Genomic DNA, 16,936 nt, shown 5'->3' with positions numbered 1-16,936 from the left:
AAACGGCGGAATGCCCCACTGGGCACTCCGCCGTTTTTATTTGTGGCTCCTGGCGGGCCGGTCAGGTGGTGGTCTTGCTCAGCACCTTGAAATCGAGCTTCGACCCGTCGGGTGATACGTCTACCTCGACTTCATCGCCCTTCGCAAAGTCCCCGATCAGAATCTTCTCCGACAGCGGGTCCTCGACGTACTTCTGGATGGCCCGCTTGAGCGGACGCGCCCCGAAATGCTCGTCGTACCCGTGGGTGCTGAGGAAGTCGTTGGCCGGCCCGGACAGCTTGAGCGTGATCTCTTCGTCCGACAACCGGCGCTGCACCTCGCGCAACAGGATGCCCACGATCTGCGAGATGTGCTCCTTGTTGAGCGGGTGGAACACGATGACGTCGTCCAACCGGTTCAGGAATTCAGGATTGAAGACCCGCTGGATTTCCTCCTTCACCTTTTCCTGAATGCGATCGAAGTTCTCGCGATCGTCCGGCGCCGCGAAGCCCAACCCTTTGCTCTTGGTGATGTCGCGCGCGCCCACGTTGGACGTCATGATCACGACGGTGTTCTTGAAGTCGATCACGCGACCATAGTTGTCCGTGAGGTGCCCCTCGTCCAACACCTGCAACAGGATGTTGAAGACGTCGGGATGCGCCTTCTCGATCTCATCGAGCAGCACGACGCTGTATGGCTTGCGACGCACGGCCTTGGTGAGCGTCCCCGAATCCTCGTAGCCAACGTAGCCCGGAGGCGCGCCAATGAGCCGGCTCACGGAGAACTTCTCCATGTACTCGCTCATGTCGACGCGAATCAAGGCCGACTGATCGGCAAACAGGAACTTGGCTAACGCACGCGCCAGTTCGGTTTTCCCGACGCCCGTTGGCCCCGAGAAAATGAACGACCCGATCGGGCGTGCCGGATCCTTGAGACCGGCCCGGCTGCGGCGAATGGAGCGGGACAGCGCCTTGATCGCCTCATCCTGCCCGACGACCGACGCGTGGAGCTCGTCTTCCATGCGCAGCAGTCGCGCGCTCTCGGCCTCCTGCAAGCGCGTCACGGGAATGCCCGTCCACCGGCTGACGATGAAGGAAATTTCCTCCTCGCCTAACACTGGCCGGAACGACTGGCGGTGCTTCTCCCACTCTTCGCCCTTGCGGCGGATCTCGCCCTGGAGCTCACGCTCCTTGTCGCGCAGCGCGGCCGCGCGCTCGAAATTCTGATCGCGAACGGCGGATTCCTTCTCGACGTTCACTTCCTCGAGCTTGCCCTTGAGCTCCGCCACTTCCGGCGGCGGCGCCTGCGCCGCCAGTCGCGCCCGTGCACCCGCCTCATCGATCACGTCGATCGCCTTGTCGGGCAGGAACCGGTCGGTGATGTACCGCTCGGAGAGCTTCGAGGCGGTCACCAGCGTCGTATCGGGGATCGTCACGTGGTGATGGTCCTCGTACTTCTTGCGCAGACCACGAAGGATCTCTACGGTCTCCTCCACCGAAGGTGGATCGACAATCACCGTTTGGAAGCGCCGCTCGAGCGCTCCGTCCTTCTCGATGTACTTGCGATACTCGTTGAGCGTGGACGCGCCGACGCACTGCAGCTCGCCGCGCGCGAGCGCGGGCTTGAGCATGTTGCTCGCGTCGATCGCGCCTTCGGCCGCGCCCGCTCCAACCAGCGTGTGCAGCTCGTCGATGAACAAGATGATGTTCTTGTTCTGCGCGATCTCGTTCATGACCGCCTTGAGCCGCTCCTCGAACTGGCCGCGATACTTCGTGCCGGCGATCACCGCCGCCATGTCTAACGCAAGCACGCGATGGTCGCGCAGCGACTCCGGGCACTCGCCGTTGGCGATGAGTTGGGCCAGCCCTTCGACGATGGCCGTTTTGCCCACCCCTGGCTCGCCGATGAGCACCGGGTTGTTCTTCTTGCGGCGCGTCAGCACTTCCATCACGCGCTGGATCTCTTTCGCACGGCCGATGGTCGGATCGAGCTGGCCTTCGCCAGCCAGCTGCGTGAGATCGCGGCAGAAGTGGTCGAGCGCCGGCGTCTTCGACTTTTTCTCGCCCTTCGCCTGCTGCGGGGCCGGTGGGCTGCCGGCCTGAGCCGTGGCACCTCCAGCCGGCATCTCCGTGCCCAACAGGCGCAGCGTCTCCGCCCGCGCGGCGTCCAGATTGACGCCTGTATCGGTGAGTACCTGCGCCGCGATGCCCTTCTCCTCCCGTAACAATCCGAGCAGGAGGTGCTCCGTACCCACATAACTGTGGTTGAGCTCCCTCGCCTCGCTCATGGCGAGCTCGAGTACCTTCTTCGCCCGCGATGTGTAGGGAAGATCAGGCCCGGTGGTTTGCGCTGCTTTGCCTTTCTTGACCGTCTCCTCGATCTTCTGCTGAATCTCGTCGAGATCCACGCTCAAATTCTGGAGAACGGCCGCAGCGACCCCCTCACCCTCCCGGATGAGGCCGAGCAGGATGTGCTCTGTCCCCACGTACTCATGGTGGAGACGTGCGGCTTCCTCGCGAGCCATCGCGAGAACTTTTCGCACACGCTCAGTGAAGTTGTAGCCGTTCATAGGTCCCTCAGTGCCGGACAGCCCTGCGTCGGGTCAGCCGTTCGTCCCTGCCTCTTCTGCCAGCAACTGTCGCACATATCGTGCGCGGACGAGGTTTGCCTCACTGTCTGTGAGCGCTCTCCCCTCGGCCTGTGCCAGATGCGCAGATTGGGAAAAAATCAGGAGCTTGTTGAGGGTATATACACTGAGGCCGGTGATCAGTTTCAATCCAACGGCCAGTCGTACGCCACTGAGGTAACTCATCGCCTCGTCGAACGTGAGGCTTCGTGCGTACCGGAGGGTGCCATAAGCTCGCCAGAGCTTGTCCTCAATAATATAACCGGCGTCGCGAAGCAAGACACGCCGCGCATCCTCTTCGCGAGAAATCACCGTGCGCAGCACGTACATCAGCTGGTCGATGATTTCATCCTCCGACCGCCCAAGCGTCGTCTGATTGGAAATCTGAAAGAAATTCCCGACGACTTCGCTCCCCTCACCGTACAGCCCTCTGTACGTCAATCCCATCTGCTGCAAACCGGCTAACGTCTTCGAAATCTCTTTTGTGGCGTTGAGCCCCGGTAGATGAATCATCACCGAAGCCCGCATTCCGGTTCCCGTGTTGGTCGGACAGGAGGTGAGAAACCCGAACTCCTGGTGGTAGGCGAAGGGTACCGTCGCGCCCAGCTCTTCGTCGATCCGCTCGAGCGCGGCGTACGCTTCGGACAGGGCGAACCCCGAGCGCAGCGCCTGCAGTCGCAGATGATCCTCTTCATTTACCATGACGCCTGTCCCTGCCCCGAGAAACACGGCGGCGCCGCTGCGCACAGGATGCTGCGGATCCAACCCGGCCAGCTCTCGACTCACCAGATGCCGCTCGTGGAGCAGCAGCCGGTCTTCACTCGGCAGATCGTCCACGCGCACGAGCACGTGATGCTCGAGACTCGGCGCCGTGCCCACCGCCTCGCGCACCCGCGATAACACCCGCAATCGTTCGCCGTCGCGCGCGCGACCCGGAAAGGCAAAGCCCTCGAGATTGCGCGCGAGACGGATGCGCGTGGACAGCACGATGCCCGCGTGATCGCCCGACGCATCGAGCCAACTCACGCCGCCGTCCGGCAGCAGCGACAGGTCCAACGTCATTCCAACACCTTGATCTGATCGCGAAGACGCGCCGCTTCCTCGAACTGCTCCTGCTCCACCGCCCGACGCAAGCGGTCGCGCAGCTCGGCCAACACCGTCGCGCCTTCCTCGACTAACGGAACCGGCGGTTGGTAGCGCTTGCCCACGTGCTTCGACGTGCCGTGGATGCGGCGCAGCCAGTCGCGCAGCGTGGCCTCGAAGGTCGTGTAACAGTAGGGGCAGCCTAACCGGCCGGTGCTGCGGAAATCGCGCAGCGTCCCCGAGCAGAACCCACACCGTCCGCTGTCGTGCGGCGACGCCGGCAGCTGCTTGTGCAGCGCGCCGATGAAATCGGCCAGCGGCTGCTTCGGTTGCGTGATGTGCGTCTCGATGCCGCGCTCCAGCGCGCAGCGCTCGCACAGGTGCTCTTCCGTCACGACGCCGTCGGCGTTGGACCGCGTGAGCGTCACGACCGAATCCCGCTCCTTGCAGCTGTCGCACAACATCAGGCTACGACCTCTCGCACATCCGTCTCGCGCAGCCGACCGCCGTCCAGCAACAGCGTCCGATCCGCACGCGCCGCCAGCGCGCGATTGTGAGTCACCACCACCATCGCAATCTCGAGCTGCCGCACGAGCGCCACGAACTGTTCGTGCAGCCGCTCGGCGTTCGCGTTGTCGAGATTGCCCGACGGCTCGTCCGCCAACACCACCTTGGGATCGATGGCTAACGCACGCGCGACCGCGGTGCGCTGCTGCTCGCCCCCCGACAGCTCGGCCGGCCGATGCGTCATCCGCCCCTCGAGCCCCACCCTCGCCAACAATTCCTCGGCGCGCGAACGCGCCCGCTTCGCATCCCATCCCGCAATACGCAACGGCATCATCACGTTCTCGAGCGCCGAAAACTCCCGCAGCAGGTGGTGAAACTGAAAGACAAATCCAACCTTGCGGTTCCTCACGCGCGCCAACGCCTCGTCGCTCAAGCCGTGCAGCGGTTCGCCATCGAGGACCACGAACCCGCGCGTCGGACGATCCAGTCCGCCCAACAAATGCAACAACGTGCTCTTCCCCGCGCCGCTTGCGCCCACGATCGCGAGCATCTCACCGCGCGCCACGTCGAGATCCACGCCGTCGAGCACACGGATCGGCGTGCCGTCGCCGCCGACGTACGATTTCGACAGATCTCTCGCCTCGACAATGCTCATTCGTGACGGATGGCTTCCACCGGATAGAGATTCGCCGCCTGCAGAGACGGATACAACGTGGCCAACATGGCGATCGCGACGCTCGCCAGCACGATCCACAACACGTCCAACGGCTGAATCGACACTGGCAGATGGTCGATGAAATATACGCTCGGATCGAGCGCGATGAGCTTGAAGTGGTCGATCACTACGCCCACCGTCACACCGAGCACGAGTCCAATTCCCGTTCCCAGAAGACCGATCACGAGCCCCTGCACGAGAAAGACGCGCAGCACCGCCGCCGACCGCAGCCCCATCGCCTTGAGAATCCCTATCTCTCGCGTCTTGTCCGTCACGACCATTGTGAGCGTGCTCACAATGTTGAACGCCGCGACCACCACGATCAGCAACAGAATCACGCCCATCGCCAGCTTCTCGAGCTTGAGCGCGTGGAACAGCGACGAGTTCTGCTGCTGCCAATCGACCACCCGATACGGGTACCCGAGCATCGTACGAATGCGTACGCCAACGGCGCCGGCCGTTTCGCGCGACGTGGTGCGCGCTTCCAACCCAGTCACCGCATCGCCCAGATTCGCGAACTGCTGCGCCACCGGCAGCGAGATGTAGATGTACGAGTCGTCGTACTCGAACATGCCCGTCTCGAAAATCCCGGTGACCTGAAACTGAAAGATCCGCGGCACGACCATCCCGACAGATGCGCTGAACTTGGCGCCGGCCGGCGAGATGATGGTGAACGTGTCGCCCACAGTCAGATCGAGACGATTCGCGAGACTCGAGCCCAACACGGCGCCGTGTCCGGTGCCGTCATCGCTCGCGAATCGGAAGTCGCCCTTGAGCGCCTTCTGCCGAATGGTCGTGATTTGCGGGACGCCGCGCGCTTCGGGCTCGATGCCTTCCACCTGCACCGCCGACGGATAATTGTGTCCCGCTTGCGCGAGCCCCTGCGTTAGGACGAACGGCGCGACGGCCACAACCCCCGGCTCGTGCACCACCCGCGCCAGCGCATCGCGCCACTTGGGCATCACGAGATCATCGCCGAACGTCAGCACGCGCAGGTCGGGACTGCCGACGAGAATCTTGTCGCGCAGATCGGTCTGCATGCCCGTCATCACACCGTTGATCACGATCAGCGCGCTCACGCCCACGAGCACGCCGCCGATCGCGATGGCGCTGATGAACGAAAACAGTCGCGAGCCGCCCCTCGTTCGCAGATACCGCCACGCAATCGCCAGCTCGAGTCGATTCATTCGGGACGCATGGTTGGAAACAGAATCACGTCGCGGATGTGCGCCGTGCCGCTCAGGTACATGAACAGTCGGTCGATCCCGATCCCCACGCCGCCGGTCGGCGGCATGCCGTACTCCATAGCGCGAAGATAGTCTTCGTCCACGCCGCTTGCTTCCGCGTCCCCGGCCGCGCGCAGCGCTGCCTGCGCCTCGAATCTCGCGCGTTGATCGATGGGATCGTTCAGCTCGCTGAATGCGTTTGCCATTTCCTTGCCGTGCGCGAACAACTCGAACCGTTCGGTGAGCCGGGGATCGCCGCGCTTGGGCTTGGCCAGCGGAGACAACTCACGCGGATAATCGATCACGAAGGTCGGCGCGTCGAGCTGCGCCTCGACCAGCGCCTGGAACATTTCATCCAGAATCTTGGGACGACTCAGACTCGCCACGTGCTCGATGCCGATCCGATCGGCCGCACTGCGCAGCGCCGCGACGTCGAGTGCCATCGCGTCGAAGCCGAGCGCATGGTTGAGCGCCGGTACCCACTCGACCCGCGGAAACGGCGGTTGGAACACCGGGACGCGCTCGGCTAACGAGGCGTCCGAGCGAATCGCATCGGCTGCCGCGACCAGCAGCGCTTCGACGACGCCCATCATGTCGCGATAGTCCGCGTACGCCTGATAGAACTCGAGCATGGTGAATTCCGGATTGTGCGTCCGATCGATGCCCTCGTTCCGGAAGTCGTGCCCGATCTCGTACACGCGCTCGAGACCGCCGACGATGAGCCGCTTGAGGTACAGCTCGTCGGCGATGCGCAAATAGAGCGGCATGTCGAGCGCTTCGTGCTGCGTGACGAACGGGCGCGCCGTTGCGCCGCCATACAGTGGTTGCAGGACCGGCGTCTCGACCTCGATGAAATCGCGCGCATCGAGGAATCGCCGGATGGCCGACACCATGCGCGAGCGGGCGATGAACAGCTCGCGCACGTCCGGGTGCACGGCGAGATCGGCATAGCGTTGGCGCGATCGCTGCTCTGCGTCGGCGAAGCCGCTGTGCATCACCGCCCGTCCGTCGACGATTTCTTCTTTGCCGAAGGGCAGCGGGCGGAGCGATTTGGCGAGCAGCTCGAACGACCGGACGCGCACCGTGACTTCGCCGGTCTTCGTGCGGAAGAGCGGACCCTCGGCGCCGATCACGTCGCCCAGATCGAGCAGGTCGAGGGCGGCGAACCGCTCTTCGCCTAACTCATCGCGGCGGAAATAGAGCTGCAGCCGTCCCGACGCGTCGGCCAGGTGCGCGAACGCGGTCTTGCCGTGGGCGCGCCAGGCGACGAGGCGGCCGGCCACGCGCACCTCGGGGCCCGGTGCGTCCCCGGATCCGTCGCCTAACGCAGCAACCGCCTGCCGCGCATCGTGCGTCCGCTCGTACCGGTAGGCGAAGGGCGCGATCCCGCGCTCGAGGAGCTGGTCCAGCTTCGCGCGGCGCGCCAGCAGCACCGCACTGGCTTCGGCCGACGTCACGCGGCACCAACGCTTGCGCCGAACTTGCGCAGGTAGGCCTCGATGAACGGGTCGATGCCGCCGTCCATCACCTTGCGCACGTCGGGAATTTTGAGCTCGGTGCGATGATCGTTGACCATGGTATACGGCTGGAACACGTAGCTCCGGATCTGGTTCCCGAACGAAACATCGGTCTTGGCCGCGTCGATCGCCGCCTTTTTCTTCTCCCGCTCCGCCACCTCGCGCTGATAGAGCGCGTTGCGCAGCATCTTCATCGCCGTCGCCTTGTTCTTGAACTGCGACCGCTCCTGCTGGCAGCTCACCACGATGCCCGAGGGGATGTGCGTTAGGCGAACGGCCGAGCTGGTCTTGTTGACGTGCTGGCCGCCGGCGCCCGAGGCGCGGAAGACATCCATTTTGATGTCCTCGTCGCGCACCTCGATGTTGATGTCCTCGTCGGCCTCGGGATACACGAACACCGACGCGAAGCTCGTGTGACGCCGCGCCTGTGCGTCGAACGGCGAAATGCGAACCAGCCGATGCACCCCCGTCTCCGGACGGAGAAATCCGTAGGCGTACGGCCCGCGAATCTCGATCATCGCGCCCTTGATCCCGGCTTCTTCGCCCTCGCTCATGTCGAGTACTTCCCACGCGAATCCGTGGCGCGCCGCCCAACGCTCGTACATGCGCATGAGCATCGATGCCCAGTCCTGCGCTTCGGTGCCGCCGGCGCCGGCGCTGATTTCGAGCATCGCATCGCGCCGGTCGTCGGGGCCGGCCAGCAGCGACCGCACTTCGAACGCCGGCACCTGCTCGTCGAGCGCCGATACTTCGCGCTCGAGCTCCGCCGACAACGAGTCGTCCGGCTCCTGGTCGAGCAGCGCTTCCATCTCCAGCAGCTCCTGCACCTTGTTCGACAGGGTGTCGAACGGCTCGACGACTTCCTTGAGCTTCTTGATTTCCGCTATGACTTCGCGTGCGCGCTCCTGGTCGTCCCAGAATCCCTGCTCGCCCATGCGCGCTTCGCGCGCTTCGAGCTCACGCCGTTTGCCATCGACGTCAAAGATACCTCCGCAGCTCGCCGAGCCGTTCCTCGTAATGGTGCAGCCGGCGGGCCCGCTCTGATTCTGACATGACTTCCCCGTTGAGTGTGTGACCGAGGGGGAAATATAGACCAACGATGGGAAACGCCCTACTGCGACCAACGACCGTTCGTCAGAAAATCCGCTTGCCACCCGCGAGGACGTCGTTCAGCGCGTCCTGGAAGTGGGTGGTGCTCTCGGCGAACTCGCGAGTCATCTGGTCGACGTATTCCTCGTAGCTCTTCTTGATCTCTTCACGAAAGAGCTCGCGCAGCGTGCCGTTGCGCAGTCCTTCGCGATGCTTGTCGGGGAAGTACGCGACAATGTCGGAGACCAACGCGCGCGCCAGGCGCTTCGCTTTGACGTTGGGATCGTTGGACAGGAAGGGATTGATCGGGGCGCGCGAGCCGGTGGACGGCCGCTGGACCGGGGCGGTGGCGCGGGGCGCACCGGTCGGTGCGGAAGCGGGAGCTGCGGGCGGGCGTTGGGCGAAGGGGATGCCGGCCGGCGGCGCCTGCGGCGCCGCTGGCCCGGCATGCCCAACGGACGGCGCCGGCGCTGCGGGCGTCGGCACGCGTGGCGCAGGTCTCGGCCCCGGTCCACCGCCGGTCGCGCCCGGCGCAGACGGCGAGTGCGAAAACGGAAACCCCGGCCGCGACGGTGCGGCAGGCGCAGCGGTCGGACGCGGTGCGGCGGCGGCGCCCGCCGCAGGCACCGGCGGTGACGCCGGCACGATGGGTACTGCGCCCGACCCCTGTGGCTTGCTTGGCGCGGCGGGCGCCGTCGACGCAGCCGCCGAATTTTCTGCGTTGGGCATCGAGCGCCGACTCATCCCCGAGAGCAACGCGTCGACTTGCGCGCGCGATGGCTGCGGCGGCGTCGGCATGGTTGTCGCCGGTCGCGGCGACAGCGGCGAAGGCGCCGCTCCCGCACCTGCTCGCGCCGCCACTCCGCCGTGCGCTGCTGCCGGCTGCGGGGAGGCGAAGTCGTCGTCGATGCGACCGCGCTCGCCGATGGCGATCACACCTCCGCACACCGAGCACCGTGCACGAACGCCGGCGAGCGGTATCTTCGCCGGGTCGACTCGAAAGATCGATCCGCATTCGGGGCAGACGACGTTCATCGCGCCATTCTCTTCTCCGCGGTGCGCGCTCGCCGCCCGAGCTCAGTGGTCCGACGCGCCGACGCCCGACTCCACTCGGTCTTGGCGACGATCGACGACGTACACGGAACCAGGCAGCGTCTTCGCATAACTCTTCATCTCCGTGGCCAACTCGCTGACCTGCGCTGGATGCGTGAAGTTCCGGCGTTCGGTCGTTACCACGCCAATGCTCAGCGTCATCAGCGGCACGCGGTGCAGTTGCCCGCGCCGATCCTTTCCGAAGAAATATCCAGCGTGCCGATCCTGCTCGGAGTACTGGAACGGCGCAAGTGCATCGAAGATCTCGATGATCTCGCGCGAGATCTCCACCGCATCACGCATCGGCACCACGAAGATAAAATCATCGCCGCCGATATGCCCGACAAATCCATCGTCGCCGCTCGATCCGCGCACGACGTCGTGGAGAATCGTCGCCACGATGCGAATGACGCGATCGCCCTCATAGTAGCTGTAGCGATCGTTGTATTCCTTGAAGTGATCGAGGTCCGCGTAGCACACCGCGAACGGCTCGCCGCTCGCAATGCGTCGTCCAATCTCGGACTCGATCTCCGGCGCGCCGGGAAGCCGGGTGGACGGATGCACGTGTACATCGCGATCCGCGCGGCGCAGCATGGCGTCGAATCGGAGCGCTGCTTCAGCCGGCCGCATGCTCGCGGGGAAGACCTCGTCCGCCAACGCATCGAGCGCTCCCGTCACGTCGCTCTCATCATCGCCGGTGAGCACGCCGCCCGGCACCACGCCCGTGTAGGAATCGCTCTTGAGCCGTCGGCACGCACTGAGCACCACCGCCGCGTTCGTGCGTGCGTCGAACACGACCACGGTTGGCCGGCCGCGGAGCGTGCGAGCCATGAGATCCGCCACGTCGCACGACACGACGATCGGAAGACCGCGCGCCGCGAGCCAGCCGCGCACGCCTTCAGGCGGCCGGCCGGAGTCTGGAGAAAAGAAGATGGCGTGGGGGTGGGCCACCCTGGGCGGTCCTCGGCTCTCTCGGCACCGGATCGCGACGCGGACACGCGCACGTCGCCGGTGACACGGGGAATTGAGTACTCTGCTCGACGATCTCCGCTCGGAGAACGCAACTCCAAGCGGCACATACACTATGCGGCCGCCTGATGTGCGTCGAGTGGCGGCCGCGATGATTTTCTTTGTGCGCCGCGATGCGACGCCGCCTCAGATCGCGGTCGCCTCATCGATAAGCATGATCGGAATGTCATCGCGGATCGCATACCGAAGACGACACGCGTGGCAGACGAGGCACTGTTCCTGTTCCCGGTACTCGAGCTCACCCTTGCACTTGGGGCAAACGAGCACCTCGAGCAACTGTGGCGAGAGACTCATGGCCGTGTCTCCTCATCAGTGTGCGTGAAGCCGAGTCGTCGCAGCGCGGCGGAATCACGCCGCCAGTTAGGAAGCACCTTCACCCAGAGATCGAGATAGACCGGGGCGTCGATCAACGCCTCGATCTTCTCTCGCGACGCGCGACCGATTTCGCGAATCCGAGCCCCACCCTCGCCGATCACGATTCGCTTCTGGCTGTCGCGCTCGACGTAGAGCACCGCTCGAATGTACACGGGCCGACGCTCCTCGCGAAACTCCTCGATCGTGCATGCAATGCTGTACGGAACCTCCTGCTCCAGCTGCTCGAGCGCCGTCTCGCGAATGAGTTCGGAGGCAAAGAAGCGCAGCGGTTGCTCGGCGATGTCGTCTTCGGGATAGAGAAAAGGGCTCTCGGGCAGGGCTGATGCGACGCGCGCGATGAGCGCATCGATGCCTTCGCCGGTGAGTGCCGAAACGAAGAGCGCATCGGGCTGCTGGGCGCGCAGCGCGTCCAGGCGCGGCGGGTCGAGTGCGTCGATTTTGTTGAATACGGTGAGCACTGGCGCGCGCGGCGGTGCATCCAGGCCGGCGGCGTCCACGAGAGACGCAACGTTGCGCTCATTTGCATCGACCAGGTATGCAATGACGTCGGCGTCCTCGAGTGCGCGGCGCGCGGTGTGGCGCATGGCGCGCTGGAGCGCGTAGTGCGGGTCGAGCAGTCCCGGTGTGTCGAGCAGGACGACCTGGAGATCCTGGCGCGTGAAGATTCCTAGGATGCGGTCGCGGGTGGATTGTGGTTTCGAGCTGACGATGCTGAGCTTTTGGCCGACGAGGCGGTTGAGGAGTGTGGATTTGCCGGCGTTGGGTTTCCCGCAGAGGGTGAGGATGCCGGCGTGGGTCATAGAGTGAGGGGCATTGGGTCAGATGACGAAGCCCCCAGTCGGGAGTATTCCCGACTGGGGGCTTCAAAGGAGTGCCGGCGACGGCCTACTCTCCCGCGCCCTCTCGGGCGGAGTACCATCGGCGCTGTAGGGCTTAACGATCGTGTTCGGGATGGGAACGAGTGTGGCCCCTACGCTCTAGTCGCCAGCGAAAGTCGGACGTTAGGCGAACGACAATCGGAGTTGGTGTAGATCTTGGAATGGAGACATCAATGAAGCGTGATGCTCTGCTTGCAGAATGGGGAATTGGGAGTAGTCAAGCCACACGGGCGATTAGGACCGCTGCGCTCGGAGTGGGTCACCCCACGTCCACGTGCGGCCTATCGACGGAGTAGTCTTCTCCGGCCCTTTAGGAGGCTCAAGGCCTCGGGAGTGTTCATCTCGGGGGGGGCTTCCCACTTAGATGCATTCAGCGGTTATCCCCGCCAGCCATCGCTACCCGGCGATGCATCGGGCGATGCAACCGGGACACGAGCGGGCTGTCCGACCCGGTCCTCTCGTACTAGGGTCCGCGCCCCTCAACACTCCAACGCCCACGACGGATACAGACCGAACTGTCTCACGACGTTCTGAACCCAGCTCATGTACCACTTTAACCGGCGAACAGCCGGACCCTTGGGACCTTCTCCGGCCCCAGGATGTGATAAGCCGACATCGAGGTGCCAAACCGCGCCGTCGATGTGAACTCTCGGGCGCGATAAGCCTGTTATCCCCAGCGTACCTTTTATCCGTTGCGCGATAGCCGCTCCACACCGGGCTACCGGATCACTACGGCCCACTTTCGTGGCGGTTCGAGCCGTCGCTCTCACCGTCAGGCGCCCTTCTGCCGTTACACTCGCCGTGCGATTACCGACCGCACTGAGGGCACCTTCGCGCGCCTCCGTTACTCTTTCGGAGGCGACCGCCCCAGTCAAACTGCCCACCTGCCACGGTCCCCGACGGGGTTTTCCCGTCTGGGTGAGGGCGTCGCATCACACAGGGTGGTATTTCACTGGTGCCTCCACCAGAGCTAGCGCCCTGGCTTCAACGGCTCCCACCTAAGCTACACAGTGAAGTGCAACGTCCAATGACAAGCTACAGTAAAGGTGCATGGGGTCTTTTTGTCCTGTCGCGGGGACTCGGAATCCTCACCGAGACTGCCATTTCGCCGAGCACGTGGTCGAGACAGTGCCCAAGTCGTTACGCCATTCGTGCAGGTCGGAACTTACCCGACAAGGAATTTCGCTACCTTAGGACCGTTATAGTTACGGCCGCCGTTTACCGGGGCTTCGGCTCGAAGCTTTGGGGTTACCCCCGAACCTCTCCCCTTAACCTTCCGGCACTGGGCAGGCGTCAGTGTGTATACGGCGCCTTACGCGGCTTGGCACACACCTGTGTTTTTGCTAAACAGTCGCTTGGGCCGATTCGCTGCGACCCTGACCCGCTAGCGGCGCGAGGCCGTTCACGTTTCAGGGCATCCCTTCTTCCGAAGTTACGGGATCATTATGCCGAGTTCCTTGACCACGTTTCACTCGCTCACCTGAGGCTGCTCGCCTCGCCCACCTGTGTCGGTTTACGGTACGGACGCCGTGCTGTCTCCACCCGATGCTTTTCTCGCCGGTTGACTCCAGACGACTCGGTTCGGGGTTGCCCCCTTGCCTCGCGCTCCCGTCTCGGGATTACTCCCTACGCGGTTGGACGGCCGAATCCACTAGGCCGCTCGTCCTTTGTTCCCGTGTCACATCGGGGATCAACGACAACATGGCGGGGCCGGAATCTTCGCCGGCTTACCATCGACTACGCCTCTGGGGCCTCGTCTTAGGCTCCGCCTCACCCTGCGCTGATTGCCATGGCGCAGGAACCCTTGGGCTTACGGTGGCAGGGGTTTTCACCCTGCTTGGCGCGTACTCATTCCGGCATCCTCACTTCCCCTCGCTCCACCCCTTGGTTTCCACCGGGGCTTCATCGCACGGGGAACGCTCCCCTACCCCTGTGCCTAACGGCACAAGACCATGCTTCGGTGGGCCGCTTAATCCCGACCATTCTCGGCGCATTCCCGCTGGACTGGTGAGCTATTACGCACTCTTTAAAGGAATGGCTGCTTCTAAGCCAACCTCCCAGTTGTCACAGCAGGAACACTTCCTTCGCTATACTCAGCGGCCACTCTGGGACCTTAGCAGTGGTTCTGGGTTCTTTCCCTCTCGCCGACGGACATTATCGCTCGCCGACTGCCTCCCAGGGTCCAGTCCTTGGGCATTCGGAGTTTGGTTGGGGTTGGTACGACTTGTCGCCGCCCGCGCCCATCCAGTCGCTCTACCTCCCAGGACCATACGGCTTACGCCGCCCTGAGGCTCTACCTCAATAGATTTCGGGGAGAACCAGCTATCTCCAGGCTTGATTGGCCTTTCACCCCTACCCACACATCATCCGAGCGGTTTTCAACCCACAACGGTGCGGACCTCCACTCGGTGTTACCCGAGCTTCATCCTGTGCATGGGTAGATCGCCCTGGCTTCGGGTCTACGCCCACGAACTCGACGCCCTCTTTGCAGGACTCGCTTTCGCTGCGGCTCCGCGGGATACCCGCTTAGCCTCGCTCGTGAGCAGTAACTCGCCGGATCATAATGCAAAAGGCACGCCGTCAGCCGAATACGACCCGAAGATCATATTCCAGCCTCCGACCGCTTGTAGGCATGTGGTTTCAGGTACTTTTTCACTCCCCGCACAGGGGTGCTTTTCACCTGTCCCTCACGGTACTCGTTCACTATCGGTCACACGGGAGTCTTTAGCCTTGGAGGGTGGTCCCCCCAGCTTCACGCCCGGTCTCTCGTGACGGGCGTTACTCAGGATCTCCACTAACAGCCGTGCCTAGTCTTCGCTTACCGGGCTCTCACCGTCTCTGGCGCTCCATCCCAGGAGACTTCAGCTGACGTCGCGACTGTCGAACGTGGATCCTACAACCCCGGAGTCCGAAGACTCCGGTTTGGGCTCATCCCGTTTCGCTCGCCGCTACTCCGGGAATCTCGGTTGATTTCTCTTCCTCTGGGTACTTAGATGTTTCAGTTCCCCAGGTTCGCTTCCTGTCTTGCGACAGGATGACGGTGTTCGCACACCGCCGGGTTGCCCCATTCGGCCATCTCGGGATCATTGCGTGTGTGCCGCTCCCCCGAGCTTCTCGCAGCTTACCACGGCCTTCATCGCCTCCGTGTGCCCAGGCATCCTCCACATGCCTTCGCTCGCTTGACTACATCATGTTCAATGCAGCAAGCAGAGCACGCGCGCTTCATCTGCGATGACGAAATCGTCGTCACAATGATGAATTCCATCCCACGATCTACACCATCTTCGATTGTCAAACAGCGTTAGGCAAACGACGCGTCCCAATCGGGGCGCGTCCGCCTGAAAAAAAAGAATCGATGTGAGAGATAGTTGAACGAAGCGGGCGACATCCGAGAGACTTTCCGCAGCCACCCGAGGGTGGTTGCTTACTCGTCGCTCCGGAAAGGAGGTGATCCAGCCGCAGGTTCCCCTACGGCTACCTTGTTACGACTTCGCCCCAGTCACTCGGCTCGCCTTCGGCGGCTTGGTCTCTTGCGAGTTCCGACACCGACTTCGGGCGCTCCGAGCTTCCATGGCGTGACGGGCGGTGTGTACAAGGCCCGGGAACGTATTCACCGTGGCGTAGCTGATCCACGATTACTAGCGATTCCGGCTTCATGGAGGCGAGTTGCAGCCTCCAATCCGAACTGAGGACCGCTTTTTGGGATTGGCTTGAGCTCGCGCTTTTGCATCCCTTTGTACGGCCCATTGTAGCACGTGTGTAGCCCTGGACGTAAGGGCCATGATGACTTGACGTCGTCCCCACCTTCCTCCGGTTTGGCACCGGCAGTCCGCCCAGAGTCCCCGACTTTACTCGCTGGCAACTGGACGCGAGGGTTGCGCTCGTTGCGGGACTTAACCCAACATCTCACGACACGAGCTGACGACAGCCATGCAGCACCTGTGCTGGAGTCCCGAAGGACATCGGAGGTCTCTCCCCGATTTCCCCAGCATGTCAAGCCCAGGTAAGGTTCTTCGCGTTGCGTCGAATTAAACCACATGCTCCACCGCTTGTGCGGGCCCCCGTCAATTCCTTTGAGTTTCAGCCTTGCGGCCGTACTCCCCAGGCGGGGTACTTCCTGCGTTAGCGCCGGCACTCCAGGGGTCGCTCCCCGAAGCACCTAGTACCCATCGTTTACGGCGTGGACTACCAGGGTATCTAATCCTGTTTGCTCCCCACGCTGTCGCGCCTCAGTGTCAGTTACTGCCCAGGGGGCCGCCTTCGCCACCGGTCTTCTATCGGATCTCTACGCATTCCACCGCTACACCCGATATTCTACCTGCCTCTACAGTACTCAAGCCTTGCAGTATCCACGGCAGACCCGGGGTTGAGCCCCGGGCTTTCACCGCAAACTTACAAAGCCACCTACGCGCCCTTTACGCCCAGTGATTCCGGACAACGCTCGCACCCCCCGTATTACCGCGGCTGCTGGCACGGAGTTAGCCGGTGCTTCCTCACCCGGTACCGTCAAGTCGGAAAAATCCGCTATTCGTCCCGGGCAACAGAGGTTTACACTCCGAGGAGCTTCATCCCTCACGCGGCGTCGCTGCGTCAGCCGTTAGGCCATTGCGCAAGATTCCCCACTGCTGCCTCCCGTAGGAGTCTGGGCCGTTTCTCAGTCCCAATGTGGCTGGCCATCCTCTCAGACCAGCTACCCGTCGTTGCCTTGGTAGGCCATTACCCCACCAACTAGCTGATAGGCCGCGAGCCCCTCGAATTGCTCCGTAGATTTCATCGAGTCGAAATGCCTCGTCTCGATCGTATGCGGTATTACCCGGCCG

Annotated in this window: 11 protein-coding genes and 3 rRNA genes; all 14 read right to left on the bottom strand. The window is 63.3% G+C overall.

The window, feature by feature from the left end:
* Positions 1-61 precede the first annotated feature (61 nt).
* A complete protein-coding gene (locus VFW04_00160; protein HEX5177714.1) occupies positions 62-2,521 on the bottom strand; it encodes an ATP-dependent Clp protease ATP-binding subunit in 2,460 nt (819 codons plus the stop codon).
* A gap of 60 nt (positions 2,522-2,581) precedes the next feature.
* Entirely contained in the window at positions 2,582-3,667 is a 1,086-nt protein-coding gene (locus VFW04_00155; protein HEX5177713.1) for a protein arginine kinase, read from the bottom strand.
* Positions 3,664-4,116 carry a UvrB/UvrC motif-containing protein gene (locus VFW04_00150; protein ID HEX5177712.1) on the bottom strand — a complete coding sequence of 151 codons (453 nt, stop codon included), beginning with the start codon at positions 4,114-4,116 and terminating at the stop codon, positions 3,664-3,666. Before VFW04_00150 ends, VFW04_00155 begins: the two co-directional genes overlap by 4 nt.
* 35 nt (positions 4,117-4,151) lie before the next feature.
* Positions 4,152-4,850: an ABC transporter ATP-binding protein gene (locus VFW04_00145; GenBank protein ID HEX5177711.1), complete on the bottom strand. Its 699-nt coding sequence runs from the start codon at positions 4,848-4,850 to the stop codon at positions 4,152-4,154.
* On the bottom strand, positions 4,847-6,097 hold the full coding sequence (locus tag VFW04_00140) for an FtsX-like permease family protein (protein HEX5177710.1): 1,251 nt from the start codon (positions 6,095-6,097) through the stop codon (positions 4,847-4,849). Before VFW04_00140 ends, VFW04_00145 begins: the two co-directional genes overlap by 4 nt.
* Positions 6,094-7,593, bottom strand: a complete 1,500-nt coding sequence (lysS, locus tag VFW04_00135; protein ID HEX5177709.1) for a lysine--tRNA ligase — start codon at positions 7,591-7,593, stop codon at positions 6,094-6,096. Before lysS ends, VFW04_00140 begins: the two co-directional genes overlap by 4 nt.
* Positions 7,590-8,706 (bottom strand): peptide chain release factor 2 gene (gene prfB / locus VFW04_00130; GenBank protein HEX5177708.1). Its coding sequence is split into 2 segments (ribosomal slippage): positions 7,590-8,642 and positions 8,644-8,706, totalling 1,116 coding nucleotides; the frame shifts between segments, so codons are not numbered across the junction. Before prfB ends, lysS begins: the two co-directional genes overlap by 4 nt.
* Before the next feature lie 81 nt (positions 8,707-8,787).
* Positions 8,788-9,228, bottom strand: a complete 441-nt coding sequence (locus tag VFW04_00125) for a hypothetical protein (protein ID HEX5177707.1) — start codon at positions 9,226-9,228, stop codon at positions 8,788-8,790.
* Between the two features lie 591 nt (positions 9,229-9,819).
* Positions 9,820-10,785, bottom strand: coding sequence for a diguanylate cyclase (locus VFW04_00120; protein HEX5177706.1), 966 nt, complete (start codon positions 10,783-10,785; stop codon positions 9,820-9,822).
* Between the two features lie 204 nt (positions 10,786-10,989).
* The gene (locus VFW04_00115; GenBank protein HEX5177705.1) at positions 10,990-11,157 is read right to left on the bottom strand and encodes a Trm112 family protein; all 168 of its coding nucleotides are present in this window, start codon (positions 11,155-11,157) and stop codon (positions 10,990-10,992) included.
* Entirely contained in the window at positions 11,154-12,038 is an 885-nt protein-coding gene (era, locus tag VFW04_00110; protein HEX5177704.1) for a GTPase Era, read from the bottom strand. Before era ends, VFW04_00115 begins: the two co-directional genes overlap by 4 nt.
* A 72-nt stretch (positions 12,039-12,110) precedes the next feature.
* Positions 12,111-12,227 (bottom strand): 5S ribosomal RNA (gene rrf, locus VFW04_00105).
* Between the two features lie 102 nt (positions 12,228-12,329).
* Positions 12,330-15,301 (bottom strand): 23S ribosomal RNA (locus tag VFW04_00100).
* Positions 15,302-15,556: 255 nt separating this feature from the next.
* Positions 15,557-16,936: ribosomal RNA gene (locus VFW04_00095) — 16S ribosomal RNA — on the bottom strand; the annotation flags it as partial.

It is taken from the genome of Gemmatimonadaceae bacterium, from assembly GCA_036273715.1.
Taxonomy (GTDB): domain Bacteria; phylum Gemmatimonadota; class Gemmatimonadetes; order Gemmatimonadales; family Gemmatimonadaceae; genus JADGGM01.
The sequence above is the reverse complement of the archived record's forward strand: the minus strand, read 5'-3'. Positions and strand labels throughout refer to the sequence as shown.